A 24,035-nucleotide genomic window follows, 5' to 3' on the forward strand; every position below is an offset into this window, starting at 1 on the left:
CCGCCACCAACGGGAGAAGGGTGGCATCAGATGAGGGAGGAATTCTTATGCGATATAGAACTCTGCTTGCTGCAACGGCGATTGCCTTTACGGCGATACCGGCTATGGCCCAGGAAAACGTCACTTGGTGGGATTTCCTGAGCGGTGGTGATGGTGTTCGCATGAAGGCGTTGATCACGCGCTTCAATGAAGAACATCCCGACATCAAGATTACCGGCACGACCCTCGAGTGGGGCATTCCCTTCTATACCAAGGTTCGCACAGCCGTGGCTGTGGGGCAGGGGCCGGACATAATGACGTATCACCTTTCACGTATGCCGCTTGGTCTGGAAGAGGGGGTGCTCGATGAAATTACAGATGAAGATCTTAAGAACGCCGGCATTACGAAGGACAGCTTGTTTTCAGCGTCAGTAAAGGCTGCGAGTTCCGATGAAGGCAAGCTCTACGCAGTCCCATTCGATATCCACTCCATCGTCCTGTATTATAACAAGTCATACCTGGAAGGGTCGAAATTTCTCGACGCCGATGGCAAGCTGACGGGCATCAATAACCTCAAGGACTTTGAGGAGGCTTTGGCTCTGGCGAAGGAAAAAGGCGCATCGGCGCCGGTTTCTTATGCAACCGGCGATGATGGGGGAACTTTCCGGGTCTTTTATACCTTGCTTCGCCAGCAGGGTGGCGAATTGATCACGGGCAAAGAGGTGCTCGCCGGTGACAACCTTCAAAAAGCCGCCAAAGCAATCGAGGTCATGACCACTTGGGCTACCAATGGCTGGCAGCCCGAACAAGCAGAGTATGAAGCATCGGTGGCGTTGTTTACCTCTGGAAAGTCCGCGTTTTCATTGAACGGTGTATGGGAAGTACCCACCATGATTGATTTGGAAAAGAAAGGAACGCTTGGTTATAAGTGGGGAGCGGTTCAGGTGCCAAATCTGATGGGAACCCAGACCACATGGGCAGATTCCCACTCCTTCGCGATCCCGGCCAACAACAAGATGTCGCCCGAAAAACGCAAGGCCGTCATGACCGTAATCGGCTGGATGGAGAAAAACTCGCTCGCTTGGGCGGAGGCCGGACACATCCCGGCCTATAAGGACGTAGCGGAAGGCGCGGCCTTCAAAACGATGGAACCGAACGCCACCTATGCCGCACTGGCAAATACGGCCTCTTACGACCCGCGTTCGCCAATCGCGGGGGTAGCATCACCCGCCTACGATGCAGCTATTAACGTGATCTCCCCGGCCATCCACGGCTATGCTGAGCCAATGCAGGCTGCAGAACAGATCAAACAGGACCTTCAGGACAAACTGCAATAGCGATGTACGGGCGGCCGCGTGTTGGGACGCGGCCACCAATAATTCTGGGGAGGTTCCTGACGTGGCTATGCTGACAAACCGGCGCAAGGAGATGGTCGTTGCCGCTTCGCTCGTTGCACCATTCGTGCTGACGTTTGTGCTGGTATTTCTTTACCCGACAATTCGGCTCGTACAATTGAGTTTCACCAATGCGCCCCTCATCGGCTCGGGAGAATGGGTAGGATTTGATAATTTCATCCGGCTTTTATCTGACAAGCTGTTTCTGACGTCTTTGAAGAACAACGGTTATTTCGTGCTCTTGACGGTCGTCCCAACAACCGCTCTTGCGCTGGGCTTCGCATTGATGATCACGCGCCTGCGCGGTTCTTTGCAGGCGTTGGCGCTGGCGATTTTCTTCCTGCCATACATACTGCCGGTATCTGTCGTTACGCAGATATGGACATGGATGTTAGACTTCCAGTTCGGCGTATTGCAGCCGGTGATAGAATTTTTCACTGGAAAGCCCGTTCCGGTTTTCAAAAACCCCTATTGGGTCATGCCGACGGTCGCTGCCGTGACGATCTGGTGGACGAACGGATTTAATGTCCTGCTGTTCATCGCCGGTTTGCGCAATATTTCAAAGGACTACTATGAAGCCGCACAACTCGACGGCGCCACGCGACGGCAGTTGTTCACAAAGGTCACTTGGCCACTCCTCTGGCCAGTCACTGGATTGGTGTTGACCCTTCAACTGATACTGCAGTTGAAAATCTTCGATCAGGTCTATTTGCTGAGCAGTGGTGGGCCATTCAACTCATCTTATGTCCTCCTCCTGATGGTTTACCGTGAGGCTTTTCAGTTGAATCACGGCGGCTATGCCTCAACGATAGCGCTCGTGCTATTCGTCATCATCGCAATGCTCTCGGTTCTGCAGTTTCAGCTTCTTCGTGCAGGAGGACGTCGATGAAATCGATCAGGAAAATCGAAGGCTGGATATTGACGCTCTGCACTTTCCTCGCCGCGGCGTTGTGGATTTTTCCGCTCTATTGGGCTTTTGTAACCTCGATTCGATCAGAGGAACGCGTCGTGTCAGATGGTGCCGGTATTATCCCGGACGAAATCAATCTGTCTTCGTATGTTGACATCCTCTGGAACACCAATCTCGTCAACTGGTATATAAACTCAATCGGAACCGCCATCATCATTACGATAACGGTTATCCTGTCTGGCATGATGTGTGCTTATGCCATTTCTCAGATGCGGTTTCCCGGGCGACGTATTCTCTATGGGGTGGTCCTGGCAAGCTTCATGGTACCTTCACAGGCCCTGGTCGTAACCCAATTTATCCTGATCAATGACATGGGCCTCATCAACACTTGGGCTGGCATCATTCTGCCGCAGCTTATCGTTCCGGTCGTGGTCATCGTCTACAAGCAGTTTTTCGACGCCGTGCCGAAAGAGATGCGCGAGGCTGTGGTACTCGATGGAGGTGGCGACTACACACTCCTGTTTAAGATCTACCTGCCACTAAACTGGGGTATCACCACGGCACTGGCCATCATCACCTTTATCATGGCCTGGAACCAGTTTCTTTGGCCCTTTCTTGCAGTGACGACGGAGAACATGATGACGATCCCTGTTGGTATTACACAGGTCAAGGACGCGTTTGGCGTGTTCTACGCAAGGTTGATGTCGGTTGCGCTACTCGGAGCGATGCCTGTTGCGGTAGCGTATCTGATCTTTCAAAGGAAAGTCACCGAGGCAGTCATGATATCGTCTGGTGTGAAAGGGTAACATCCCCGCAGTTGCACCGCAGCAACCAGTTGCTTCCGGATGGCTGAATTGCCAATGATCGACCGGTTGAACTGGTTGTACATAGCCGACTTTGGTGTTGGAAGTTGGGATTGAATGTCTCTTTCATGGGACAGGTGCTGTCGAATGTGCAGTAAATAAGCCCGATGAAGTGCCGATGATGCAAAGCCGAGCGTAATCATCGACCCGCACTTGCCCTTGCGCGGAATGAGCGCCCGATGAATTCAAGCAGCCCATCCAGGATCGCTTGCCGGGCGTGGAAGATGTGCGAAATCCCCCAAGAAAATTGGACCAGCCATTACGCTTATTCACATCGAATGGCTGATCTCACAAGAGCGGTCGATTTAGTGGCGTGGTAGCAATTTCTGTACCTCGTCTGCGGCGTCGCTCAATGCCTCATCAGGTGTTGCTGTCTGTTCCACGATGCGCGACAGATTATCGACGATCGTTTGGGTCACTTTTACGCCGTTTGATCCCGGAAACGCATACCAGGGTATCATCAGGTTCATCTGGTTAAGACCAGCCTGAAACAGCGGGTTCTGCTTGTAGAAATCAGCCAGATATTCGGGTGACTTCGCGGCAAGCTCATTGTTGGGTACGTAACCCGTTCCCGGAACGACTACCGATGCGCCATAAGGCCCGGCGGCAAACTTTGCAAACTTCCACGCAGCTTCCTGCTTTGCCGTATCCTTCGTCAGGATTACCACCGCATTGCCGCCCGTCGGGAGGCGTCCTTTTTCGGGATTGAGAAGCGGCAATGGACCGGTGCGCAAATCAAACTTGCTGCCGACATTCTTGATCGTGTTGCGCAAGGCGCCTGTGGTCTGAAATGTAAAGCCAATCTTACCGGCGACGAAGGCCTGTTCGCCGGCCTGTTTTGTCAGGACCGGCATTCCACCTTCCTTGACCAGACGGCTGACGAGGTTAAATGCAGCAACCCCTTCGGGGCCATTGAAGGCAACTTTCTTTTCATCGGGAGAAAGCATGGTGCCGCCAGCGCCGAAAAGCAATGCGGAGAACATCCAGTCATCGCCCTGCCAGCGGAAGTCGATGCCTTCATTGCCATCGCCGAGCGCCTTGACCTTGGCACCGAGGGCAATCACCTCATCCCAGGTCTTTGGCGGTTGGTCCGGATCGCCGCCTGCTTGCCGGATAAGATCGGCGTTGTAGTACATAATTGGGTTGGACGTTGCGAAGGCAAGGCCGACTTGCTGGTTGCCAACCTGGGCGAGGCGAAGGATGTTGTCGCTGAAGCCCTGGGCCGCCATGTCAGTCTCTTTGGCGATCAGCGGCGTCATGTCGACGTTCACACCGCGCTCGGCAACCATGCGAAGCCGGTTGAGGCCGATAAAGGTGATATCGGGCATTTCAGCAGTGCCCGCCTGACGCAAGATCGTCTGGATACCTTCTTCGTAAGTGGCCGAAGGGCTGACGAAACTGATCTTGATGTCAGGGTTTTCCTCCATGAATTTCTTGGAGATAACATCCATAACATCCTTGAAAAAACCCGGCATCGGGTAATGCACATTCAGCGTTGTCTCTGCGAATGCGGGTATGCTGAACACAGTGGCGATCGCAGCAGCCGCAATCGTCTTTCGGAAAAAGCTCATTGTTATCTCCTGGTCTTGGGAATGGTCAGCCTTTGAGGCCGGTGAGGGTTATGCCTTCGATGAAGCGCCGTTGTGCCAGCAGAAATGCTGCGACAAGCGGCAGGGTAATGATGAGGGTTGCGGCCATCAGCGCGCCGTAGTCGTCACCGGCCTCTGCGGCACGGAAGAACAGCAAACCAAGTGGCGGCGTTGCCCGTTCGGTTCCAGTGATCACGATCAGCGGCCAGAACAGGTCGTTCCAGTGCGCAACGACCGAGAAAATCGCAAAGGCGGTCACTGCGGGCCATGCATTGGGAACGATCACGCGGTTGACGATAGCCAGTTCCGACATGCCGTCGAGGCGGGCAGCCGCGATCAAGTCATCGGGCATGGCGCGGAAGAATTGCAGAAACAGGAAGATGCCGAAGACTGATATGAAGAACGGTGCTGACAGGGCGAAGTAGCTGTTGAGCATGCCAGTCTTATTCAATGCGACGTAGATTGGTAACGCGGTTGCATGAATGGGAATGAGCAATCCAAGCATGACGAGGGTCATCATGGTCTGGGCCGCGCGGAATCTCAGCTTCGCCATGGCGTAGGCGCATGGTATCGCAATGACCACCTGAAAGAAGAAAATCAGCGCACAGACGATCAATCCGTTAAGCAGAAGCTGCCCCATAGGCACTCGCGTGAAGGCCTTGGCGAGGTTTTCCCACAAAGCCCAATTTTGCGGCAACAATGTCAGCGAGGATGAGAAGATTTCCTCGCGCGATTTGGCTGCGGTTGAAATCATCCAGATATAGGGGGCAAGGAAGAGTAGGGCTCCAGCTGACAGGATGCCGAGACGCAGATTGCGTATGGAGAACAGAGCGACGTTTTTCATGTGTAATGCACCCGCCGGTCCAAAACCCGATATTGGACGAGCATGAGAACGATCAGGAAGGCCAGGAAAATGACAGTCATCGCGGAGGCATAGCCTACACGCAGAAAGACAAACCCCTCCTGATAGATCGTAAAGAGCAAAACCTCGGAGCTCTTGTTCGGACCGCCTTCGGTCAGCGTTTTGACGGTCTCGAAAACTTTGACGGCATTGATCACACTGATTGTGGTGACGAACAGCGTTGTTGGCCCCAGCATCGGCCATGTGACCAGGCGAAAACGCTCCCAGCTGCCTTTGGCGCCATCAACTTCTGCTGCCGCGTAAAGCTCACGCGGGATTGCCGTCAGACCCGCAAGGAACAGCACCATATTGAAACCGACCGATTGCCAGATGCCAATGATTGCCAGGCTGAAAAGCACCGTGCTGCTGCTGCCGAGCCAATTTGGTCCTGCAATGCCGATCATGGAAAGGATGGCGTTGACCGGCCCGATTGTCGGGTGGAGCAGATACTGAAATACGGTTGCCATGGCGACTAGCAATGAAGCAACCGGTAGAAAGTAGACTGTACGGAAAAAGGCCCGCCCGCGTGTTTCCCCTTCAATCAATAGGGCGACCCCAAGGCCGATGAATACGGAAAACGGCGTGACAATTGCCGTGTAGATTGCCGTGTTCTTGAGCGAGATCAGGAACGTCCGGTCGCGGAATAACTCGATGTAGTTGTCGAAACCGATAAACTGGAAATCGTCGTAGCCCAGTTCGTAATTTGTCAGGCTGAAAACAAAAACAGCAAGTGTCGGCAGCAGAATGAGAACAAAAATGAGAAGCATTGCCGGGGCAGCCAGCTGCCATGCCACCCATTCCTCACGCTTGGCAGCGCGGATTGCTGCCTGCTTCGCAACGGAGCGGTTACTTGAAAGCGGAAGAGTGGTCGCTATATCACGCATCGACGGAAACCCTTGCCTGAGTCCGCAAGGGAACGCGCAATCCATCCTGACCGAATACAAGACATGCATCTTTATTGATCTGCAGTATAACCGGCGAGCCTACGCCAAGGAGGGCGACATCGGCAGGCGCGGCCTTAACGACGAGGCCTTCATCGACGCCGGTCGTGTCGGCTGTTACCAGTACCTCGGAGCCGAGAAACTCCAGCCGTGACACTGTCGCCGCAATGCCCTTTGAGCCGGGTGAACGCAATTTTATACGTTCTGACCTGATCCCGACATGCACTGATGTTCCCACCGGCCTTGAAATGCCGTCAAGGATAGCCTTGCCGCCGACAAAAATGGCACCGTTCTCACAGGTGATGGCGTTGATGATATTGATCCGCGGGCTACCAACAAATTTTGCGACTTCGATATGGCGTGGGTCGTCATAGATTCGAGCAGGAGAATCGAACTGCAGCACCTTGCCACCCAGCATGACCGCAACACGGTCGGCCATGCTCAATGCTTCGGACTGGTCATGGGTGACGTATATCGTAGGGACACCGGCACGCCGATGCAGATCGACAATCTCGGCACGTGTGTGAACGCGCAAATTGGCGTCAAGATTGGAAAGCGGTTCGTCCATCAAAAAGACGCCGGGTTGCCGAACGAGTGCACGGGCCAAGGCGACACGTTGACGTTGACCACCGGACATTTGCCCGGGCTTGCGGTCGAGGAGATGTTCAATCTGCAGGCTTGTTGCTGTTGTGAGCACCTGTTGTTTGATCGCCGCTTGAACGTTGGTCCGGCCGGAGGCGAAACGACCAAAAAACGGCATTCGCTGTAGACGGGAGAGGTTGCGCATGACAAGCGGCACTGCGATATTCTGTGCGGCAGTCAGGTGCGGATAAAGCGCATAGGACTGGAAAACCATTGCCACATTGCGGTCAGCAGGATGATCAGCCGTGATCTCGCGGTCACCCATCCAAATACCTCCGGTATCGCAATGATCAAGACCGGCAGCAATGCGCAGCAAGGTACTCTTGCCGCAGCCGGATGGGCCGACAAGGGCAATAAATTCGCCGTCCTCTGCTTCAATGCTGACATCATGGAGGATATTATTTGCGCCATAGGATTTGGAGATATTTCTGAGGGCGAACGCGCTCATGCCGTCGTCTCCACTTTCTTTGCCCTCGGATAGACCTCCTCAACGACATCATCGAGTACAAAACGGGACAGCGCATCGATCTCGATGATCTCGCTTTCTATGGTGTCCGTGAGTGTGTGGATCACTGCACCCAGAATACGCGCGCCGGGCATGTCGCGCTCCATATCTCCGACAATAAACGAGGACGCAGGCGCCCAGACCAGACTGGTATGGTTATGTGTGCCTTGCCAACCACGATGCAAATGCCCGCTGGCATGGAGGGCGACATCGTATCTCACAAGGAAATCCAGAATTTTTTTGCGTGGTGCGGGACGAACGCTCCAATAGCCGGTTTCGCCTTCATCGGGGGCATCGACGAAGAGCGGCTTGTGCGCGAACACAGCAATGCGGCGGGCTCCAGCGCCAGCAAGGGCATCTTCAAGCCAATCGAATTGCTCTTTTTCTTCCAGACTGTCAGCACCCAGGATGAGACTGTTCAGCCCGATCAACCGCCAATTGTCGCGGTCATGAATCCAGCGGTCCGGTCCGATCATCTCAAGCCAGCGGCCAATCCTCGTCGCATTGACGGGCTGCGCGCTTCCGGGCATGTGGCCAATATCATGGTTTCCGGGAAGACTAAGGATCGGCACCGAAAGTTCGTTCAGCAGTTTCGCGGAAAAGACAAGATCGTCTTCAATGTCAGCCCCATCAACAGCCAGATCGCCCGTATGAACAACCAGATCAGGTTTTTGGTCTGCTACCCATTGTGCCAATGGCGGCCAGTTGGCGTTGAAATGCGATTTGGACGGGCTGAGGTGAGTATCACTGATCTGGATGATCCGCACGGATATTTCTCTTTAAAATCAAAAGTTGAAGTAGCGAATGAATTGCGAAGGACAATAAGATGCAGTTGGTGCACCCCAGTCCGACACGGGGTCTTCATAGGCTTGGTCTGTGACAGCTGCGTTTCAGGCCAGTGACAGTTCGATGAATGCCGCCGATGATCACAGAACGCGGTCGCTGGATTGCACAACCGCCGAATTTCGAAAAATGGGTGTAGGATTTCAAATATTGGATTTGAGGGGTCCGGCACGTATTTCCGGTCATGGCGACAGAGGTGGTATTCTCGCGATTGCAAGGAACCCGATTACGGTTCCGGTTGCCGCAATTAAACCGTACCCATGGTATTGATGAAGGCTGGACGATCAAAACGTAAATACGATCACAATTTTCCATGCGCCGGATCACCAAGACCGCCGCCAGCTGCGGGTGCATGTGGTTAGAGGCCATGCAAAATTACGATGGCTTCAGCCAGACGAAATGCCCAACAGTCTAGCTATGACAGAAACAACGCCGGCACCATTGTTCAGATTGTTCAATTCATCGGTTTATGGTCGCGCTGCGCGATACTGGCACGCCCACAAGAACTGATGCCGCTGTGCAAAGTATTTTCTGTATCACGATCGCCGCACTAGATTACGCCAATTATATTTCTCCTTGAAACCCAAAAGTTCCCGCGTTTTCCGATTTGACAAAGGGGCTTCAAACTCACCCAGCTCGCGCCGTAAAGGTATGCCCGGGCAATATTTTTCAAGAAATTGATTTGTCGGCATCAATGCCGTGATCGTGTCGTTTACGGCATTGAACACCTGAAAGCCCAACCCATGTTTACGGATTGCCAAGTCAACGATCTGACCAAGATCGCGCGCGTCAATATAGCTCCACGCGTTACGCTTACGCGACATGGGGTTGGCAAGGAAATCGGGAAACTGGTCATATTCATGTGGTTCGATAACGTTCCCTATCCGCAGCGCGTAGATGTCGGCAGCATACCGCATCGCAAATGCTCGCGCAGTCTTCTCGTTAACGAGTTTTGACAGACCATAGCTGTCCATTGGATCAACATCATAGTCTTCGTCGAGCGGGAAATAATGGAAATCCTTATCCCCTTCAGCAAAGCATACGCCATAAGTGGTCTCACTGGAGGCTATAATGACTTTCTTTATGCCAAGTTTAACGGCAGCCTCAATAACGTTATACGTACCAATGGTATTGATTTGAAACGTTTCGTTGTCCGGCTTTATGAGAACTCGGGGCACAGCGGCGAAATGAACGACAGCGTCAATGGGAGCCGGCCCGCTACCAGTTTCATAGCCATTGAATCCAAAATGACTGGATAAAGCGTTGAACATCTGGCCGCTATCGGTGATATCGGCAATCAACGTATTGACCCCTGGCTGATCCAGAGGAGTAAGATCAATATTCAATACGTCATAGCCGTTATCAGTAAGATATTTTATAACATGCTTTCCGGCTTTTCCTGTGCCTCCGGTGAATACTATCCGCTGGTTCATACCCTGGTTCCTTATTGATTTTGCCTAAATTTACGCAGCCGGTCGAAAAGGACCGCCATCAGAATTGCGCCGCCTATGAAGCAGCCTTGCCAAAACGCGTTGATACCAAGCAGACCAAGACTGTTGCGAATAATTTCGATTAATGCCGCGCCCACCAAGGCACCAAAAGCGGTTCCAACGCCTCCCGCCAAAGCTGCGCCTCCAATAACCGCTGCAGCAATCACCTGCAATTCCAGTCCAGTCCCGATATTCGTCGTTATGGCGCCAAGCCAGCCGGTTTGAATGATGCCTGCAATACCGGCAGATAGGGACGAAATCATGTAAACTGCGACCTTGATCGGGCGAACAGGAACGCCGGTCAAAATAGCGGCATGCTCATTTCCGCCAATAGCATAGATATGACGGCCAAATCGCGTCCACCGCAAAATGAACCCTGTTATTAATGCCAGAACAATCATGTACAAAACTGGATTTGCAATCCCGAAGAACCATGCCCCGCCGCCGAGAGACAAGAGTTTGGCTTGATCAGGTCCGAACTCGAATACTACGGTGTTTCCTGAAGCGACCATGGCCAGACTGCGAGCGATCGACAACATTCCGAGTGTAACGACAAAGGGCGGCATGCCCAGATAGGCAATCAAAACGCCGTGAAACGCGCCAATGATCAGCGCTGTGCAGATTGACGCGATAATGCCTATCTCAAGACTATAACCGGCATGCATGACAACGCCCAACACCATGCTGCAAAGGCACAGTACAGAGCCTACGGATAAATCTATACCGCCCGTGATGATGACAAGCGTCATGCCCAGCGCGATAATAGCTACGAATGTGACATTGCGAGTAATGTTGTAAAGGTTTTTTGACGTCGCGAATGAATCGGTCGCGAATGAAAGAAAAAGACAAGCGAGAACGACCGCAATGAGGACCCAAAAGGTCTGGCTGCTTAATTGAGCCGAAAGCCAATTTTCTTGTTTGCGCTCAATTGTCTGGTCTAGAGTGGTCGCCATGGTGACTGGTTTCCTAGCTTTTTAATCAACGCTTCAGGCAGCTTGTTCTATTGCTCCGGTAATAAGTCCTGTTACTTCTTCGGGCGAACTTGCACCGATTTTCTTGTCAGCAACTTTTCGGCCGCGGCGCATTACGATCACACGGTCGGCAACGGTAAAAACGTCCGGCATGCGATGACTGATGAGGACGACCGCTATCCCCTGATCACGCAGATGTCGGATCAAGTTCAAAACCTCTGCGACTTGTCGAACCGAAATTGCTGCAGTTGGTTCATCCAGTAATACAATTTTGGCGTCGGATAACCGGGTGCGTGCAATGGCAACGGCCTGTCTTTGGCCTCCTGACATCTGCTTGACCAAATCCCGTGGTCTCGTTTCCGATTTGAGCTCGGAAAAGATCTGACCGGCACGGAGATACATATTGGAATAATCCAGTATCCGAAAAGGCCAAATGCCTTTTCTCATTTCCCTGCCGAGAAATACATTGGCAGCAGCAGTGAGATTGTCGCAAAGCGCCAGGTCCTGGTGAACGATCTCTATACCGTGTCGGCGTGCATCTAATGGCCGGTTCATAATGAGTTCTTCACCGTCCATCGTCATGGAGCCCTCATTTGGGCGGAAGTTGCCTGCAATCATTTTGACCAAGGTCGACTTGCCCGCGCCATTGTCGCCCATCAAGCCCACAACTTCACCTGCTTCGATAGACAGCGATACATCGTTGACCGCTTGAATGGCGCCGAAGTGTTTTGATATATTTGCAAGTTTGAGAACTGCCACTGCTCCACCTCCGTTTTTGCAAGTCGCGATGCCCAGTTGAAGCGGGTCGTTGCCGCAAGCTGCAATCGTTGGACCTGATCTCCTCCCGAGGCAAGTCGCAAAGACATCTATGCAAACCCTAAGGTAAGCGTCAATCAGCTAACTAATTCATAAGTCGTTTTATATGATAAATAATGATTGACGCCTTGCACAGACAGATATTAGCTGTTCTTTGGAGGAGACTGTTGTTGACTTGCAGTCAACTTGGCCGAGTGGGAGCTCGCGCTGATCCGTTGAGTAAGCGTACGGATATTTTCTACCATATCGATAATGTGTCAGCAGATAAGTGCCTGACATCGGACTATGGTTTGTGAATGCATGTCGATGACCAGTAATCACGGGTGACCGAACGTCAGCTGGTGGTACTTTGTCATCACCCAATATTGACCATTGAATCGAGTAAAAAGGGAGGAACCAATGAAAAAATCACTTTTTCTTATCGCCGCAACCGTCCTGGCGCTTAGCGCTGGGCCTGCTTTGGCAAAAAAACAACTTGTTATCGTTGTGAAAGGTTTGGACAATCCATTTTTTGAGGCAATCAATCAAGGTTGCAAGAAATGGAACAGTGAGAATGCCAGCTCGGAGTACGAGTGTTTTTACACTGGACCGGCCTCGACTTCCGATGAAGCCGGCGAAGCGCAAATTGTACAGGACATGCTTGGAAAGTCTGACACGGTGGCAATGGCAATCTCACCATCAAATGCCAGGCTTATTGCGCAGACCCTACGAACCGCGAACCCGACCATACCCATTATGACCCTTGATGCAGATCTTGCTGCAGAAGATTCTGCATTGAGAAAGACTTATCTCGGCACTGATAACTATCTTATGGGATTCAAGATCGGCGAATATATCAAGAAGGCAAAGCCGAATGGCGGAAAAATTTGTCTCATCCAAGGTAATCCCGGTGCCGATAATATTTTACGCCGTGCTCAAGGCACCCGCGATGCTTTGACTGGCGAGAAAGGTGCTACAGAATTAAAGGGACAAGGTGGTTGGACGGAAGTCGCTGGATGCCCCGTTTTCACCAATGACGACGGAGCCAAAGGTGTTCAGGCCATGACCGATATCCTCGCAGCCAATCCCGACCTGGATGCTTTTGCGATCGAAGGCGGCTGGCCCTTGTTTGGTGCGCCGCAGCCTTATCGTGATCTGGTCCGTCCGCTCAAGGATAGAATAGCCAGTAATGACTTTGTCATTTCCGCTGCCGATACCATAGGAGACGAAGTGGCAATTGCAGGTGAAGGTTTGGTTACAGCTCTGGTTGGCCAGCGCCCGTTTGAGATGGGGTATAAAGCACCTTCCGTTATGATCGACCTGATCGAGGGAAAACCGGTTGAAGATCCAGTCTTTACTGGCCTTGATGAATGCACGAAAGACACTGTTTCGACATGTATTCAAAAATGATGCGCGTTGAAGTTTAGCCTTCCACTAAACAGACGGCGGTTCGAATTTTTCCGAACCGCCGTTTGACTTTCCCCAGATGCTCTTCAGTAAAATAAGATTGACGTTTGTTTTTGTTAGGGATCGGGAGCTTGCGCCCTCGGTGAATAAAAATTTGAACCACCATTTTTGACCGCCTGCAAACTGCCAGCTTATTGGACGCCATTGAGATTCTATTACCAAGTGTTCTGTCTTCAGCTGGAACAGCAAACCCCTTCTCTGGTTGGGCAAGTAAGCCGTCCTTGATGGGGTCGCACTCGAGCATAATCGGTAGAAAGCTGGAATCTGCCAGTCGGAATCGCAATGGAAACGTTTCCGCATCGGTAAATAGAATGGCAGACATAGTTCAACTTTTGAAATATATTCAATAATATCAAATAGAAAATTTATTTGGATACAAGATTATTCAGCAACATTGACACGATCAATGTCGTTGGCAGCATAGGCGATGCCGACCAGGTCACCGTTTCCGGTTCTTTTGGTGACGTAAGGTCTCACCAGTGTAACCTATACGAGCGATGATAACACCGGTGATAATGGTGACATATTTGACGCCAGCGGCTCGACCGATGCTTTCGTCGGGTTCGCCCTCACGGGTGGTGCCGGCAACGATGCCCTCACGGGGGAGCCGACAACGATACGCTTGTCGGATCTAACGGTGCCGACATTCTGACAGGCAGTTCCGGAGATGATCTGATCCGGGTGAAGCCGTCGGTGGTGAGGTGAATGATGGCGCTGACCATTTTGTGTTCGCCTATGGCAGCGGTAATGATGTCGTCTTCGGTGTCCAGGCCGGAATGGCGATGTCCTGGACATTGCTGGCTACGGCTTCCTGTTCACCAGTGGTGCAAGGCGACAGCGGAACAGGGCGGTTAGAACAGTTTCTCCGTTATTCGCGACATTGACGGGGTCGAGATGAAGGTCAAAAGAGACCAAGTGTTCGCAACAGGCTTTCAAATGTGATCTCTGGCTTTTTATCCATTTGCAAAACCGGGCGTGTATGATCGACGGACGCCCGCTTGTGTATATTGCTCGGACTATACCCGAACTGCTGCGTGAAAGCGCGACTAAAATTCGCTGCCGAATCGAACCCGATTGCGAGACCGACTTCGGCGATCTTGCGGGTATCTGACGGATCCGCCAACATTGCGTGTGCTGCAGACAATCGCCTTCGCCGGATGTAGTTCGCAACGCCACCCGACATCTCGAAAAGTTCGTAGAGCTTTGTTCTCGAGATTGCCAGTTCCCTCCCGAGAGCATCCGGCGTCAAATCGGGCGAGGCAAGATTGCCCAATATATAACGTCTCGCACGGGTCATTAGTCCGATCTGCGAAATCTGATCGTTGCCGCCACCACGGTCAACGAGAGGTGTGATTGCGTCGAACACCATCTCGCGCAACCGGTCGTTAACACCCGGAAGGTCGTCACGTGCGAATTGATCAAGATTGGCTTCTACGCTCAAGAGATGATCAATTAGCAGTTTGGCTCTGTGTCCACCCAAAACGACGTTGTTGCTTGCCGTCGTCAGGCCCGCTCGATCGGCAAATACGTCGACCGGAACGATCAAACTGACAGAATCCGTAGCCAAAGCCCGCCCGCTAAACGGATGGCCGAGTGTGCGGATCTCAATCATGCCTGGTTCGTTTTGCGCGACACGACCATCAGTGCCGGTCCACGTGCGGCCGGCACGCAGAAAGGTAATTTGCCAATGATCAATAGAACTGAACCGGACCATACTTGAAGAACGTTCGTACCTGAAAGCCGGAACAGTTTGCTGCAGAAACAGCATGCCGCCCAAATCCCATACAGTCTGCCGGGCGACAAAACCGTCCAAGGGATCAACGTCGTCCGGCAAACGCGTATCGAACAATACTGCCATGTGTTCCTGCCAGGCAAGGAATTGCTTGCCTTTTGGAAGGGTCTCCGTTTCAAGGCGCAGAGGAATCAAGGCAGTTTTCTCCCCATCCTCAACGATGGGATCCTGCGACACCCGTGGCCAGCGCCTTCGATCTACGGAACCCGGTTCCAGACTGAGGTGGTCATCACTGTTTTCCGACATCATTGCCTCTAAGCCAAGTCCAAAAGTTGTTCCTTACAAGTATAACCATTTTTACATCGCATAACCTTGCGCCAAGCCCGTGAAATTATGAAAGCTCAACCGGTCACCAACAGACCAAGGTAAACGAATTCAAGAATACTGCGATGTAAAAAGCCAGAAAATTCAATTATAGCATGTCCTACCGCCGCTTTGTTTGAATTGCACTTTACTTTAAGACCCCGATCCGACCGTTAACATCGAAAACTTCACCGTCGCTTAGAACAGTGAATTGTGTTGCATAAATCAACGGTGCTCTCTTATTGCTTGTTCGATCCTGAACTGCCAGTGAACGGTCGTTCCCATTGTTATTGGGGCGATAGCCTCAGTTGCATTACTCTCAACGCTGTCCACTGAGAAAGCTGCTTGGACTATGTTCAAAGTCTTCTGCAAGGCCATCGCGTCCAGAGACAGTTTAGCTTCGATGGCCAACGTCAGTCTCGATGCCTGTTCAACTCGGGCCCAACTGGCACTAATCCGTTAGCCAGCTTATTTGCAGACGAGCGTCTGGCGAACCGCAAAAATGGACGTATTGAATAGTTTCCGGATTCCTCGATATCGCGTCGCCGTAACCCGCGGGATATTACAACTATAACGTTTGTTTCAGCAGGAATTCTGTAAGCCGCTGTCACTGTCAGTAGTTTTCACACGCTTCCTACCTTTGAAACATTGACGCAAATGTTGGGAGAGATCTGTGGGTATTGTCTTCAATTCGTCTAGCTTGCGTTCTGAACGCGCCTCAAAGGGGCGGGTTCTTGTTGCCGGCGGTGCAGGGTTTTTGGGATCTCATTTGTGCGATCTTTTACTGCGTGAGGGTCGCACCGTTGTCTGCGTGGACAACTTTTCCACCGGACGGATGGAAAACATTCGTCACCTGTTGCGCTTTGACACATTCAGTTATGTGCGTCACGATATTATTGATCCTATCGATCTTCCGGTGGACGAGATCTACAATCTCGCTTGCCCCGCATCGCCGCCTCACTATCAGGCCGATCCGATCCATACCATGAAGACGAACGTAATCGGTTCACTCAATCTTCTGCAACTTGCCACACATTATCAGGCGCGGATTTTCCAGGCTTCGACTTCGGAGGTCTACGGCGATCCCCATGTGCATCCTCAGCCAGAAAACTATTGGGGCAATGTCAATTCTTTCGGTCCACGCTCCTGCTATGATGAAGGCAAGCGTTGCGCCGAAACGCTTTTTTATGATTTCCATAAACAGCATGGCGTCGACATCCGTATCGTGCGCATTTTCAACACCTATGGACCACGCATGCGCCCCGACGACGGGCGCGTCGTGTCCAACTTCATCACGCAGGCGCTTAGAGGTAAAGACATAACCATTTACGGCGACGGGTCGCAGACGCGGTCTTTCTGTTACGTTGATGACCTCATCGACGGGTTTCACAAGCTGATGTACAGCCCCCGGGCCATTCACACGCCTGTTAATATCGGCAATCCTGGTGAGTTTACTGTGCGTGAACTCGCAGAGCAGATCGTCGCCATGACAGGTTCATCATCCAAAATCGTCTTTCACCCTCTGCCTGTAGACGACCCGCGCCAACGTCGGCCCGATATTACTCTGGTAGAGCGGGAGCTCGGTTGGTCCCCAACCATAGCTTTGACGGAGGGCTTGAAGTCGACAATAGCCTATTTTGAACGCCAACTGGTGAGGCCCAGCGGAGAGCTTGCTGAGGTGGCATGATGAGCGGGCAGGCAGTACTCGTGGTTGGCGGCGCGGGCTTCATTGGCAGTCATACCGCGAAGCTTCTGTCCAGGCAGGGTTACGAGCCTGTGGTTTATGATAATCTTTCGACGGGACATCTCGCCTCGGTTCGCTGGGGGACTTTCATTGAAGGTGACATTCTCGACACGCAGCGGCTTGTCGATGCCCTGGAGAATCACAATCCGGCTGCGGTTATCCACTTCGCCGCTTCCGCCTATGTAGGTGAATCTGTCGAGCACCCGGCCAAGTATTATCGCAATAATGTTTGCGGGACGCAGTCGCTGTTGGAAGCTTGCCGTCTCGCCGGCACACGCAATGTCATTTTTTCGTCGAGCTGTGCAACCTATGGCGTTCCAGATCAACTGCCGATCAGTGAAGCCGAGACGCAGCGGCCCATAAATCCATATGGCCGCACCAAGCTGATTGCAGAGCAGATGCTCGCAGACTATGCGGTTGCCTATGACCTGCGATATGTGGCGTTGCGTTATTTCAATGCATCGGGAGCTGATATTGATGGGGAAATTGGCGAAACCCATGATCCTGAAACGCATCTTATTCCAAGGGCCATGATGGCTGCTGCTGGCACCATCGACTTTCTGGAAGTTTATGGCACCGATTATGATACGCCGGACGGCACCTGCATTCGCGACTACATCCACGTGGCTGACCTGGCGCGGGCACATGTGCTGGCAGTTGAGCATCTTGTCAATAGCGGTAACAGTCTTGCCGTCAATCTGGGTACCGGGCACGGCACGTCGATTAAAGAAATTCTCGAGGCCATCAGCCGCCTAACAGGCCGTAACGTGCCAATCAAGACACGCGCTCGCCGCGCGGGCGATCCTCCGGAACTTTACGCTGATCCGGCACTGGCTGCGGAAAAGCTTGGCTTTCGGGCGCTTTATTCCGATCTCGATACAATCATTCGAACGGCTGCTCCCTTCTTTGGGCTTGAGGTGCGAACATGAACACGCGCCTGCCAATAAAAGAGCCGAGACAAGGCGAACCCCTGATGGTTCCGGTTTTTTCTGGCTGGCGCCGCGTGGAATATCTGTTCGGGGCAGCATTGTGGGTAGCCACGCTCGTCTATTTTTGGCGCTGGTGGCTTGAGCCTGCTAACCATGTGAACGTTGCAGGCTCCATTTTGATCACTTCCATTCTGGCTTGGGTGACATTGCTCCCTGCTTATTTCATAGCTCTGTTTTTCCGTGCACTTCGTCCGAACGGCCCGTTGAATCTTCCGGCAGAAAGCCGCATTGCCATGGTAGTGACAAAGGCGCCGTCTGAGCCTTTTGAGGTGGTGGCCGAGACTTTGCGCGCAATGCTGGCCCAAGACGTGCCGCACGACACATGGCTTGCCGATGAAGATCCATCCCCAACGACTCTCGACTGGTGCAGGAAACACAATGTTTTCGTTTCCACTCGCAAGGGATGCGAGGAGTATCATCGCAAGACATGGCCGCGTCGTACACGTTGTAAGGAAGGCAATCTCGCGTTCTTCTATGACCATTATGGTTATGACTTTTACGATTTTGTGGTGCAACTGGATGCAGACCATGTGCCGGATTCGGACTATCTGTTTCAGATGCTTCGTCCCTTCGCTGATCAAGCTGTGGGTTATGTGTCTGCCCCCAGCATTTGCGATCGCAATGCACATGAAAGCTGGTCAGCGCGCGGACGTCTTTATGCTGAAGCCAGTATGCATGGATCATTGCAGGCAGGTTACAACAATGGTTTGGCTCCGCTTTGCATCGGGTCACACTATGCGGTTCGCACCGCGGCATTGAAAGAAATTGGCGGTCTTGGGCCGGAGTTGGCGGAGGACCATTCAACCACACTGATGATGAACGCACATGGCTGGCGTGGCGTGCATGCGCTTGACGCCATCGCACATGGCGACGGACCGCGCACCTTTGCCGATCTTATCACACAGGAGTTTCAATGGTCACGCAGTCTGATGATGATCCTGCTCCAGTATTCACCCAAGCTTGTTGGCAATTTACCGCCGCGGCTGAAGTTCCAGTTCTTGTTCTCGCAATTCTGGTATCCGCTGTTTTCCCTCTTCATGGCGTTGATGTTCGTTTTGCCAATCATTGCGCTGATGGCAGGGGACAGCTTTGTCGCCGTCACCTATCCTGCTTTCTTGAACCATTTTCTACCCCAAGCGATCATGTTGATCGTGCTGGCCTATCGCTGGCGCGCGTCTGGCACGTTCCGCTCATATGATGCAAAGATACTGAGCGTCGAAATGACCCTGTTTCTGTTCGCACGCTGGCCATGGGCGCTGGCTGGAACGCTGGCTGCTCTTCGCGATTGGTCAACGGGCTCATTTGTGGATTTCCGCGTCACGCCGAAGGGGGCGTCTGAAGTGGATCCTCTACCGTTCCGTGTTCTGGCCCCCTACGGTTTCCTGGCTGTTCTGTCTATTTTGCCAGTTCTGTTCATCCCTGACGCCAGTGACAGCAGTCGTGGATTTTATGTCTTTGCCATCGTTAATGCCGTGATCTATGCGCTGCTTCTGTTCGTTATCGTTCTCCAGCATGCACGCGAGAATACGGTTCGCTACCACACGCGGCTTTATCGCCCGGCGCTTGCTGCCAGCATTCTTGCTCTTGCTGCTCTGCCGAGCTTTGCAACCATCGAACGGGGCCGCGATGGCATTGAGGCTCTCGCATGGGGAACCCAAAGTTTTTCCCTGTTTGACGATCGCTTCGCAGTTGCTGGCGCAGGCGTCGGCGGCCGGGATGTCCACAAAACAATATTCAACCCACGTTGGCGCACCAACACTCCGAACAACTCAAATCAGCGGTAAAAGGCAACCAAGAACATGAAGATTGCAGTCATCGGAACCGGCTATGTTGGACTGGTCAGCGGAACATGCTTCGCCGCCTGGGGTCATGAGGTTGTTTGCGTCGATAAGAACGCTCAGAAAATAGACGGTCTCGAACGCGGCATCGTGCCGATTTACGAGCCTGGTCTGGATGAGTTGGTGGAACGCAACTCAGCGGCGGGCCGTTTGAGCTTTACGTGCAATCTGGCCGAAGCGTTGAAAGGGGCATCCGTCGTGTTCATCGCTGTTGGAACGCCGCCGCGCGCTGGACATGGAGATGCCGACCTGTCGTTCGTTTATATGGCTGCGCGGGAATTGGCTCCGCTCATTGACGCCGATACAGTTGTGGTCGTGAAATCCACAGTTCCGGTGGGCACTGGGGATGTCGTGCAGAAGATCATTGGATCAGTCCGCGAAACGGGCTCATTCTCGGTTGCGTCAAACCCTGAATTTCTACGGGAAGGCGTCGCTATCCGCGATTTTCTGGAACCCGATCGCGTCGTGATCGGTGTCGAGGACGAACGTGGGCGTAAGGTGCTCACGGAACTCTATCGTGCGCCACTCGATGAGCGCATGACACCCATCGTGGTTACCCAGCGCCGGACGTCCGAACTGATCAAATATGCGGCCAACGCGTTTTTGGCGACCAAGATCACATTCATCAATGAGCTTGCCGATCTTTGCGAACAGGTTGGCAGCAATGTCAGTGAACTGGCGCTGGGAATGGGGCTGGACAAGCGCATTGGAACGAGTTTCCTCAATGCCGGTCCAGGTTACGGTGGTTCGTGTTTTCCGAAAGATACGATGGCGCTGTTGCGCACAGCGCAGGATTACGGCGTAGCAGTACGCATCGTCGAAGAAACTGTAACTGCCAATGAAGCCCGCAAACGTCGCATGGCTTTGAAAGTCGTGGACGCACTGGACGGTGATATTGAAGGGCGGACGATCGCCGTTCTGGGTCTTACCTTTAAACCCGATACGGACGACATGCGTGATGCGCCTTCGGTTCCTCTCATCGAAACCCTGCAGCGTTTCGGCGCAATTATCCGCGCTCACGACCCGGTGGGCATGGACAACGCCAGCCGCATCCTCGCGGATGTCGAGTTTTTCGATGATGCGTATGAATGCGCACGCGGCGCTGATGCTGTCGTTGTCATCACGGAATGGGACAGCATTCGCAAACTCGACCTTGCGCGTTTGAAGGAGACCATGCGCCAGGCAGTATTGATTGATCTCAGGAATGCCTTTGAACAGGGCGTTGCTGAGGCAGTCGGGTTCCGTGTATCAGCTATCGGCCGATCAACGACGGTCCGGTATGACACGAGGAACTCTGCGCTGGCTCACACGGCGGAACAAGTCCATCAAAAACAAAATGCCGAGGACGTTCGTCCTGACATAGAGGGAGTTTCTAATGACAACTTCTAAAACTGGAAAGCATGGTTTCCGGCCAGGCCTGCACACAATAACAACCGTCATCTGGGCCTTAGCCTGGGTTTCCACACCGGCAAGTGCCGCGTCATTGCAAGTTTCCGAACAACCGGGAACTCGCCCCATGATGGCTTTTGAAATCTACAATCTTTACAAAAACAAAAGCTGGCAGTGGGATAAGGGGGCTGGGTATCTGAAGGACGAAGGCCGGCAATTCAGTGCATGGGCCCATGGTGAGAAAGGCGCAACCTGGGCCGAAGGGCGCTGGGTTATTACCGAGACAGGTCTGATGTGCCTCAATGCGACTTGGCATTCCGAACCAGGCGCATTTCCGGCGAAAACCTGTTTCTCGCATCGTATCGACAATGGAACGATTTACCAAAAGCGTGAGCCCGATGGTGAATGGTACATATTTCGCCACCCCAAGTCCCGTGAAGACGACGAGGCTCGAAAGCTGATTTCTACCGATCTGGTTTCCCAACAACGCGACAGCATCAAAACCGCGCTTGGCGCGGCTCAGTTGCCCAAACAATAAGAAAAGGAGGAGGCGATGAAACGTCTCGTTAGACTATCCGCAATTTTGCTTTGCGGAGCATTGGTTTCAGGAGGGGTTTATGCTGCCAGCGGGGTTTCCGGGGCAAGTATTGATAGCCGCAATCCGTTTCACGACAAGCGACCGATCATTGCTGCCGATGCTGTGACGCCCGGTGCCTACGATCCGCACGGAGATTTCACCAATGATTCCAATTCCAAGATCGAACACCTGTTTTTGCCTTGGGAGGACGTGGATCTTACAACTCTCAGTGCTGCGGACGCATATGCGCGTGAGCGGGGACGGTCGCTACTGATCACTATCGAGCCATGGTCATGGGCGCGTGACTGGCGTGTCAGCCCAGACGATCTGCTCAGCGGAATTCTGGCTGGACGATACGATTCAAACATGTCAGCGGTCTGCTCTGCGGCCGCTAAACTGAAAAGCCCCGTCACCATTCGCTGGGCACAGGAAATGGAAGATAATGACGGGCAATTCACCTGGGCCTTCTGGAAGCCGGAAGGATATGTAAAGGCCTACCGGCATGTGAATGACGTGTGCCGAAAGCAACTTCCGTCGGCCCAATATATGTGGTCGCCGAAAGGAGAGGAGGGGCTGGAAGCCTTCTATCCGGGCGATGAATATGTCGACATTATCGGTCTGTCCGTCTTTGGTTATCAGCCCTATGACAAACTGGAAGTTGGTCATGACACGACGTTTGTTGAGCGGACAAAACCGGGATACGATCGTGTGGCGGCCTTTGGCAAACCAATCGCTGTCGCGGAGCTTGGTTATGAAGGCAACGATGATTACGTTCGCAACTGGGCTGCGGAAGCAAACAAGCCACATACCGAATTTCCTGCAATGACCGCCGTAGTTTATTTCAATGATCGTGAAGTCTATCCGTGGCCTAGAAATGTCGGCCGGCCTGATTGGCGCGTCGCCAACCATCCGCTGGACTGATCTATGGCATTTCACAGGGCGGTTCGTCTGTTCGACCGGTCGAACCGCTCAAACCTTTAGTTCTTTGCGCAGCCGATGCGGGAACCTCATGCATTCTCGCCAGAGCCGCTCAGTTAGTCAGGAAGTAAAATGTATTCGATCCGTTCAGTTATCGTAAGTACGGCACTCTCTACCCTCTTGCTAGTGGGCAATGTCAGTGCTGCATCCAAGCCAGAAGTGGACGAAGTGACGGCGAAACTTGCCGCTGCGGCGCCCCCGATGACGGCCATGGCACTGGAAAAGCTTTATGCCAATCACACATGGAAATGGAAAACCGGTGGTGGTTTCTTTTCCGTCGACCGGAAAAAGTTTGCTGCATGGTCGCGTAAGGGCGCGGCCTGGTCCTACGGTGAGGGCCGGTGGTATGCCACCAACAGTGGAAAGCTCTGCTTACGGGCTCTCTGGTCCAGCAGGGCCGGAGCAAGTGGTGCCGTGACATGTTTCCTGCATCGCGAAAAGGACGGCGTCATCTATCAAAAGCCAAATTTAGGTGGCAGTTGGTATGTGTTCAGGCACAATCCTGTTCGCAAGGGAGATGAAGCCCTCAAACTGGTCAAAGGTGATCGGGTGAGCACGCAAGTGTCTCGTCTCAAGGACCGTCGTTGACAAAAAGATAAAGAGCTGCCGGGATCAGGCGCGGCAGCTTCTTTATTCCAAAGTCTTTCTCAAGCATCTGGACGTTTGAAAACGCCTGCATTATAGCAGCGCGCTTTCTGCCCAAACCCGCTTGGCGTACACACATACGGGTTGCTGTTCCTGTATCGCGACGCGGACACCTTCTTGACTTTGCCAACAGACTTCTTGGCATAACGAATTTTATCATTGACCCGATATTTGACGAGGTAGACGGATCGGATCTCTTCTTTTGGCTTGCGGATTTCTCCGGCTTGCGCATTCAGGCTGACAACAGAAACTGTAAATCCGATTGCTGCTGCCGTTATCCATTTCAGACTGTTTAGATGAGCGATGGAAAGTGTCATGTAGTAGCCTCCAATACTTTTGTTATGGGGCGTATTCTAGTCAACAGGATTTAATGTTCCGCTCGAACTATCGTGCGAATTTTATGAAAATTGCTGCTTTTGCAATACAGCCTGATTGGTGCAATTTCTTGCATTAAAGAGAAAGTGTCCGACGTTCCCGTGCCACATTAGAG

Annotated in this window: 22 protein-coding genes and 1 pseudogene; 12 read left to right on the forward strand and 11 right to left on the reverse strand. The window is 52.6% G+C overall.

Going from position 1 to position 24,035, the window contains the following annotated elements; all coding sequences use genetic code 11:
- Positions 1-47: 47 nt before the first annotated feature.
- From ACYJL1_RS24375 to ACYJL1_RS24385, 3 genes are all read left to right on the forward strand, one after another.
- Positions 48-1,316, forward strand: coding sequence for an extracellular solute-binding protein (locus ACYJL1_RS24375; protein WP_460899674.1), 1,269 nt, complete (start codon positions 48-50; stop codon positions 1,314-1,316).
- A 67-nt stretch (positions 1,317-1,383) separates the two neighbouring features.
- Positions 1,384-2,262, forward strand: coding sequence for a carbohydrate ABC transporter permease (locus ACYJL1_RS24380; RefSeq protein WP_460899994.1), 879 nt, complete (start codon positions 1,384-1,386; stop codon positions 2,260-2,262).
- The gene (locus ACYJL1_RS24385) at positions 2,259-3,089 is read left to right on the forward strand and encodes a carbohydrate ABC transporter permease (protein WP_460899675.1); all 831 of its coding nucleotides are present in this window, start codon (positions 2,259-2,261) and stop codon (positions 3,087-3,089) included. The genes ACYJL1_RS24380 and ACYJL1_RS24385 overlap by 4 nt, the downstream gene beginning before the upstream one ends.
- A 362-nt stretch (positions 3,090-3,451) precedes the next feature.
- Here the strand turns inward: ACYJL1_RS24385 and ACYJL1_RS24390 are convergent, their stop codons facing one another.
- The 8 genes from ACYJL1_RS24390 to ACYJL1_RS24425 form a co-directional block, all read right to left on the reverse strand.
- Complete coding sequence (locus ACYJL1_RS24390; protein WP_460899676.1) at positions 3,452-4,717, reverse strand: ABC transporter substrate-binding protein; 1,266 nt, start codon at positions 4,715-4,717, stop codon at positions 3,452-3,454.
- 25 nt (positions 4,718-4,742) lie between these two features.
- Positions 4,743-5,579, reverse strand: a complete 837-nt coding sequence (locus ACYJL1_RS24395; protein WP_460899677.1) for a carbohydrate ABC transporter permease — start codon at positions 5,577-5,579, stop codon at positions 4,743-4,745.
- Positions 5,576-6,520 carry a carbohydrate ABC transporter permease gene (locus tag ACYJL1_RS24400; RefSeq protein WP_460899678.1) on the reverse strand — a complete coding sequence of 315 codons (945 nt, stop codon included), beginning with the start codon at positions 6,518-6,520 and terminating at the stop codon, positions 5,576-5,578. Before ACYJL1_RS24400 ends, ACYJL1_RS24395 begins: the two co-directional genes overlap by 4 nt.
- Positions 6,513-7,667, reverse strand: coding sequence for an ABC transporter ATP-binding protein (locus ACYJL1_RS24405; protein WP_460899679.1), 1,155 nt, complete (start codon positions 7,665-7,667; stop codon positions 6,513-6,515). The genes ACYJL1_RS24400 and ACYJL1_RS24405 overlap by 8 nt, the downstream gene beginning before the upstream one ends.
- Positions 7,664-8,491 (reverse strand): metallophosphoesterase family protein, encoded by an 828-nt coding sequence (locus ACYJL1_RS24410; protein WP_460899680.1) that lies wholly within the window; start codon positions 8,489-8,491, stop codon positions 7,664-7,666. The genes ACYJL1_RS24405 and ACYJL1_RS24410 overlap by 4 nt, the downstream gene beginning before the upstream one ends.
- 612 nt (positions 8,492-9,103) lie before the next feature.
- Positions 9,104-10,000, reverse strand: a complete 897-nt coding sequence (locus ACYJL1_RS24415; RefSeq protein WP_460899681.1) for an NAD-dependent epimerase/dehydratase family protein — start codon at positions 9,998-10,000, stop codon at positions 9,104-9,106.
- 11 nt (positions 10,001-10,011) lie between these two features.
- Positions 10,012-11,010: an ABC transporter permease gene (locus ACYJL1_RS24420; protein ID WP_460899682.1), complete on the reverse strand. Its 999-nt coding sequence runs from the start codon at positions 11,008-11,010 to the stop codon at positions 10,012-10,014.
- 33 nt (positions 11,011-11,043) lie between these two features.
- Positions 11,044-11,817 carry an ATP-binding cassette domain-containing protein gene (locus ACYJL1_RS24425; RefSeq protein WP_460899995.1) on the reverse strand — a complete coding sequence of 258 codons (774 nt, stop codon included), beginning with the start codon at positions 11,815-11,817 and terminating at the stop codon, positions 11,044-11,046.
- Positions 11,818-12,243: 426 nt separating this feature from the next.
- On the opposite strand from ACYJL1_RS24425, the gene ACYJL1_RS24430 reads away from it, so the two are divergent.
- Entirely contained in the window at positions 12,244-13,233 is a 990-nt protein-coding gene (locus tag ACYJL1_RS24430) for a substrate-binding domain-containing protein (RefSeq protein ID WP_460899683.1), read from the forward strand.
- 13 nt (positions 13,234-13,246) lie between these two features.
- On the opposite strand, the gene ACYJL1_RS24435 is transcribed toward ACYJL1_RS24430, so the two are convergent.
- Positions 13,247-13,612 (reverse strand): hypothetical protein, encoded by a 366-nt coding sequence (locus tag ACYJL1_RS24435; protein WP_460899684.1) that lies wholly within the window; start codon positions 13,610-13,612, stop codon positions 13,247-13,249.
- A 287-nt stretch (positions 13,613-13,899) separates the two neighbouring features.
- On the opposite strand from ACYJL1_RS24435, the pseudogene ACYJL1_RS24440 reads away from it, so the two are divergent.
- Positions 13,900-13,995: pseudogene (locus tag ACYJL1_RS24440) on the forward strand (hypothetical protein); the annotation flags it as partial.
- Between the two features lie 196 nt (positions 13,996-14,191).
- Here the strand turns inward: ACYJL1_RS24440 and ACYJL1_RS24445 are convergent.
- Positions 14,192-15,331, reverse strand: a complete 1,140-nt coding sequence (locus tag ACYJL1_RS24445; protein WP_460899685.1) for a helix-turn-helix domain-containing protein — start codon at positions 15,329-15,331, stop codon at positions 14,192-14,194.
- A gap of 727 nt (positions 15,332-16,058) precedes the next feature.
- Here ACYJL1_RS24445 and ACYJL1_RS24450 point away from each other — a divergent pair.
- The 7 genes from ACYJL1_RS24450 (at position 16,059) to ACYJL1_RS24480 (ending at position 23,488) form a co-directional block, all read left to right on the forward strand.
- Positions 16,059-17,072, forward strand: coding sequence for a UDP-glucuronic acid decarboxylase family protein (locus tag ACYJL1_RS24450; protein WP_460899686.1), 1,014 nt, complete (start codon positions 16,059-16,061; stop codon positions 17,070-17,072).
- Positions 17,072-18,058 (forward strand): UDP-glucose 4-epimerase GalE, encoded by a 987-nt coding sequence (gene galE, locus ACYJL1_RS24455; RefSeq protein WP_460899996.1) that lies wholly within the window; start codon positions 17,072-17,074, stop codon positions 18,056-18,058. The genes ACYJL1_RS24450 and galE overlap by 1 nt, the downstream gene beginning before the upstream one ends.
- Positions 18,055-19,902: a glycosyltransferase family 2 protein gene (locus ACYJL1_RS24460; RefSeq protein ID WP_460899687.1), complete on the forward strand. Its 1,848-nt coding sequence runs from the start codon at positions 18,055-18,057 to the stop codon at positions 19,900-19,902. The genes galE and ACYJL1_RS24460 overlap by 4 nt, the downstream gene beginning before the upstream one ends.
- A 15-nt stretch (positions 19,903-19,917) precedes the next feature.
- Positions 19,918-21,345 (forward strand): UDP-glucose dehydrogenase family protein, encoded by a 1,428-nt coding sequence (locus tag ACYJL1_RS24465; protein ID WP_460899688.1) that lies wholly within the window; start codon positions 19,918-19,920, stop codon positions 21,343-21,345.
- A complete protein-coding gene (locus tag ACYJL1_RS24470) occupies positions 21,332-21,883 on the forward strand; it encodes a DUF995 domain-containing protein (RefSeq protein ID WP_460899689.1) in 552 nt (183 codons plus the stop codon). Before ACYJL1_RS24465 ends, ACYJL1_RS24470 begins: the two co-directional genes overlap by 14 nt.
- Positions 21,884-21,898: 15 nt before the next feature.
- The gene (locus ACYJL1_RS24475) at positions 21,899-22,843 is read left to right on the forward strand and encodes a glycoside hydrolase family 26 protein (RefSeq protein WP_460899690.1); all 945 of its coding nucleotides are present in this window, start codon (positions 21,899-21,901) and stop codon (positions 22,841-22,843) included.
- Between the two features lie 129 nt (positions 22,844-22,972).
- A complete protein-coding gene (locus ACYJL1_RS24480; protein ID WP_460899691.1) occupies positions 22,973-23,488 on the forward strand; it encodes a DUF995 domain-containing protein in 516 nt (171 codons plus the stop codon).
- A 59-nt stretch (positions 23,489-23,547) separates the two neighbouring features.
- On the opposite strand, the gene ACYJL1_RS24485 is transcribed toward ACYJL1_RS24480, so the two are convergent.
- Entirely contained in the window at positions 23,548-23,862 is a 315-nt protein-coding gene (locus ACYJL1_RS24485; protein WP_460899692.1) for a hypothetical protein, read from the reverse strand.
- Positions 23,863-24,035 lie beyond the last annotated feature (173 nt).

It is taken from the genome of Phyllobacterium sp. K27, from assembly GCF_054796155.1.

What these genes read in the sequence shown, in the direction of transcription:
- ACYJL1_RS24385 (WP_460899675.1), top strand. Translation starts at nt 2,259, where the DNA reads ATGAAATCGATCAGGAAAATCGAAGGCTGGATATTGACGCTCTGCACT.
- ACYJL1_RS24375 (WP_460899674.1), top strand. Translation starts at nt 48, where the DNA reads ATGCGATATAGAACTCTGCTTGCTGCAACGGCGATTGCCTTTACGGCG.
- ACYJL1_RS24430 (WP_460899683.1), top strand. Translation starts at nt 12,244, where the DNA reads ATGAAAAAATCACTTTTTCTTATCGCCGCAACCGTCCTGGCGCTTAGC.
- ACYJL1_RS24465 (WP_460899688.1), top strand. Translation starts at nt 19,918, where the DNA reads ATGAAGATTGCAGTCATCGGAACCGGCTATGTTGGACTGGTCAGCGGA.
- ACYJL1_RS24485 (WP_460899692.1), bottom strand. Translation starts at nt 23,862, where the DNA reads ATGACACTTTCCATCGCTCATCTAAACAGTCTGAAATGGATAACGGCA.
- ACYJL1_RS24380 (WP_460899994.1), top strand. Translation starts at nt 1,384, where the DNA reads ATGCTGACAAACCGGCGCAAGGAGATGGTCGTTGCCGCTTCGCTCGTT.
- ACYJL1_RS24475 (WP_460899690.1), top strand. Translation starts at nt 21,899, where the DNA reads ATGAAACGTCTCGTTAGACTATCCGCAATTTTGCTTTGCGGAGCATTG.
- ACYJL1_RS24400 (WP_460899678.1), bottom strand. Translation starts at nt 6,520, where the DNA reads ATGCGTGATATAGCGACCACTCTTCCGCTTTCAAGTAACCGCTCCGTT.
- ACYJL1_RS24480 (WP_460899691.1), top strand. Translation starts at nt 22,973, where the DNA reads ATGTATTCGATCCGTTCAGTTATCGTAAGTACGGCACTCTCTACCCTC.
- ACYJL1_RS24395 (WP_460899677.1), bottom strand. Translation starts at nt 5,579, where the DNA reads ATGAAAAACGTCGCTCTGTTCTCCATACGCAATCTGCGTCTCGGCATC.
- ACYJL1_RS24420 (WP_460899682.1), bottom strand. Translation starts at nt 11,010, where the DNA reads ATGGCGACCACTCTAGACCAGACAATTGAGCGCAAACAAGAAAATTGG.
- ACYJL1_RS24435 (WP_460899684.1), bottom strand. Translation starts at nt 13,612, where the DNA reads ATGTCTGCCATTCTATTTACCGATGCGGAAACGTTTCCATTGCGATTC.
- ACYJL1_RS24470 (WP_460899689.1), top strand. Translation starts at nt 21,332, where the DNA reads ATGACAACTTCTAAAACTGGAAAGCATGGTTTCCGGCCAGGCCTGCAC.
- ACYJL1_RS24445 (WP_460899685.1), bottom strand. Translation starts at nt 15,331, where the DNA reads ATGATGTCGGAAAACAGTGATGACCACCTCAGTCTGGAACCGGGTTCC.
- ACYJL1_RS24405 (WP_460899679.1), bottom strand. Translation starts at nt 7,667, where the DNA reads ATGAGCGCGTTCGCCCTCAGAAATATCTCCAAATCCTATGGCGCAAAT.
- ACYJL1_RS24415 (WP_460899681.1), bottom strand. Translation starts at nt 10,000, where the DNA reads ATGAACCAGCGGATAGTATTCACCGGAGGCACAGGAAAAGCCGGAAAG.
- ACYJL1_RS24460 (WP_460899687.1), top strand. Translation starts at nt 18,055, where the DNA reads ATGAACACGCGCCTGCCAATAAAAGAGCCGAGACAAGGCGAACCCCTG.
- galE (WP_460899996.1), top strand. Translation starts at nt 17,072, where the DNA reads ATGAGCGGGCAGGCAGTACTCGTGGTTGGCGGCGCGGGCTTCATTGGC.
- ACYJL1_RS24390 (WP_460899676.1), bottom strand. Translation starts at nt 4,717, where the DNA reads ATGAGCTTTTTCCGAAAGACGATTGCGGCTGCTGCGATCGCCACTGTG.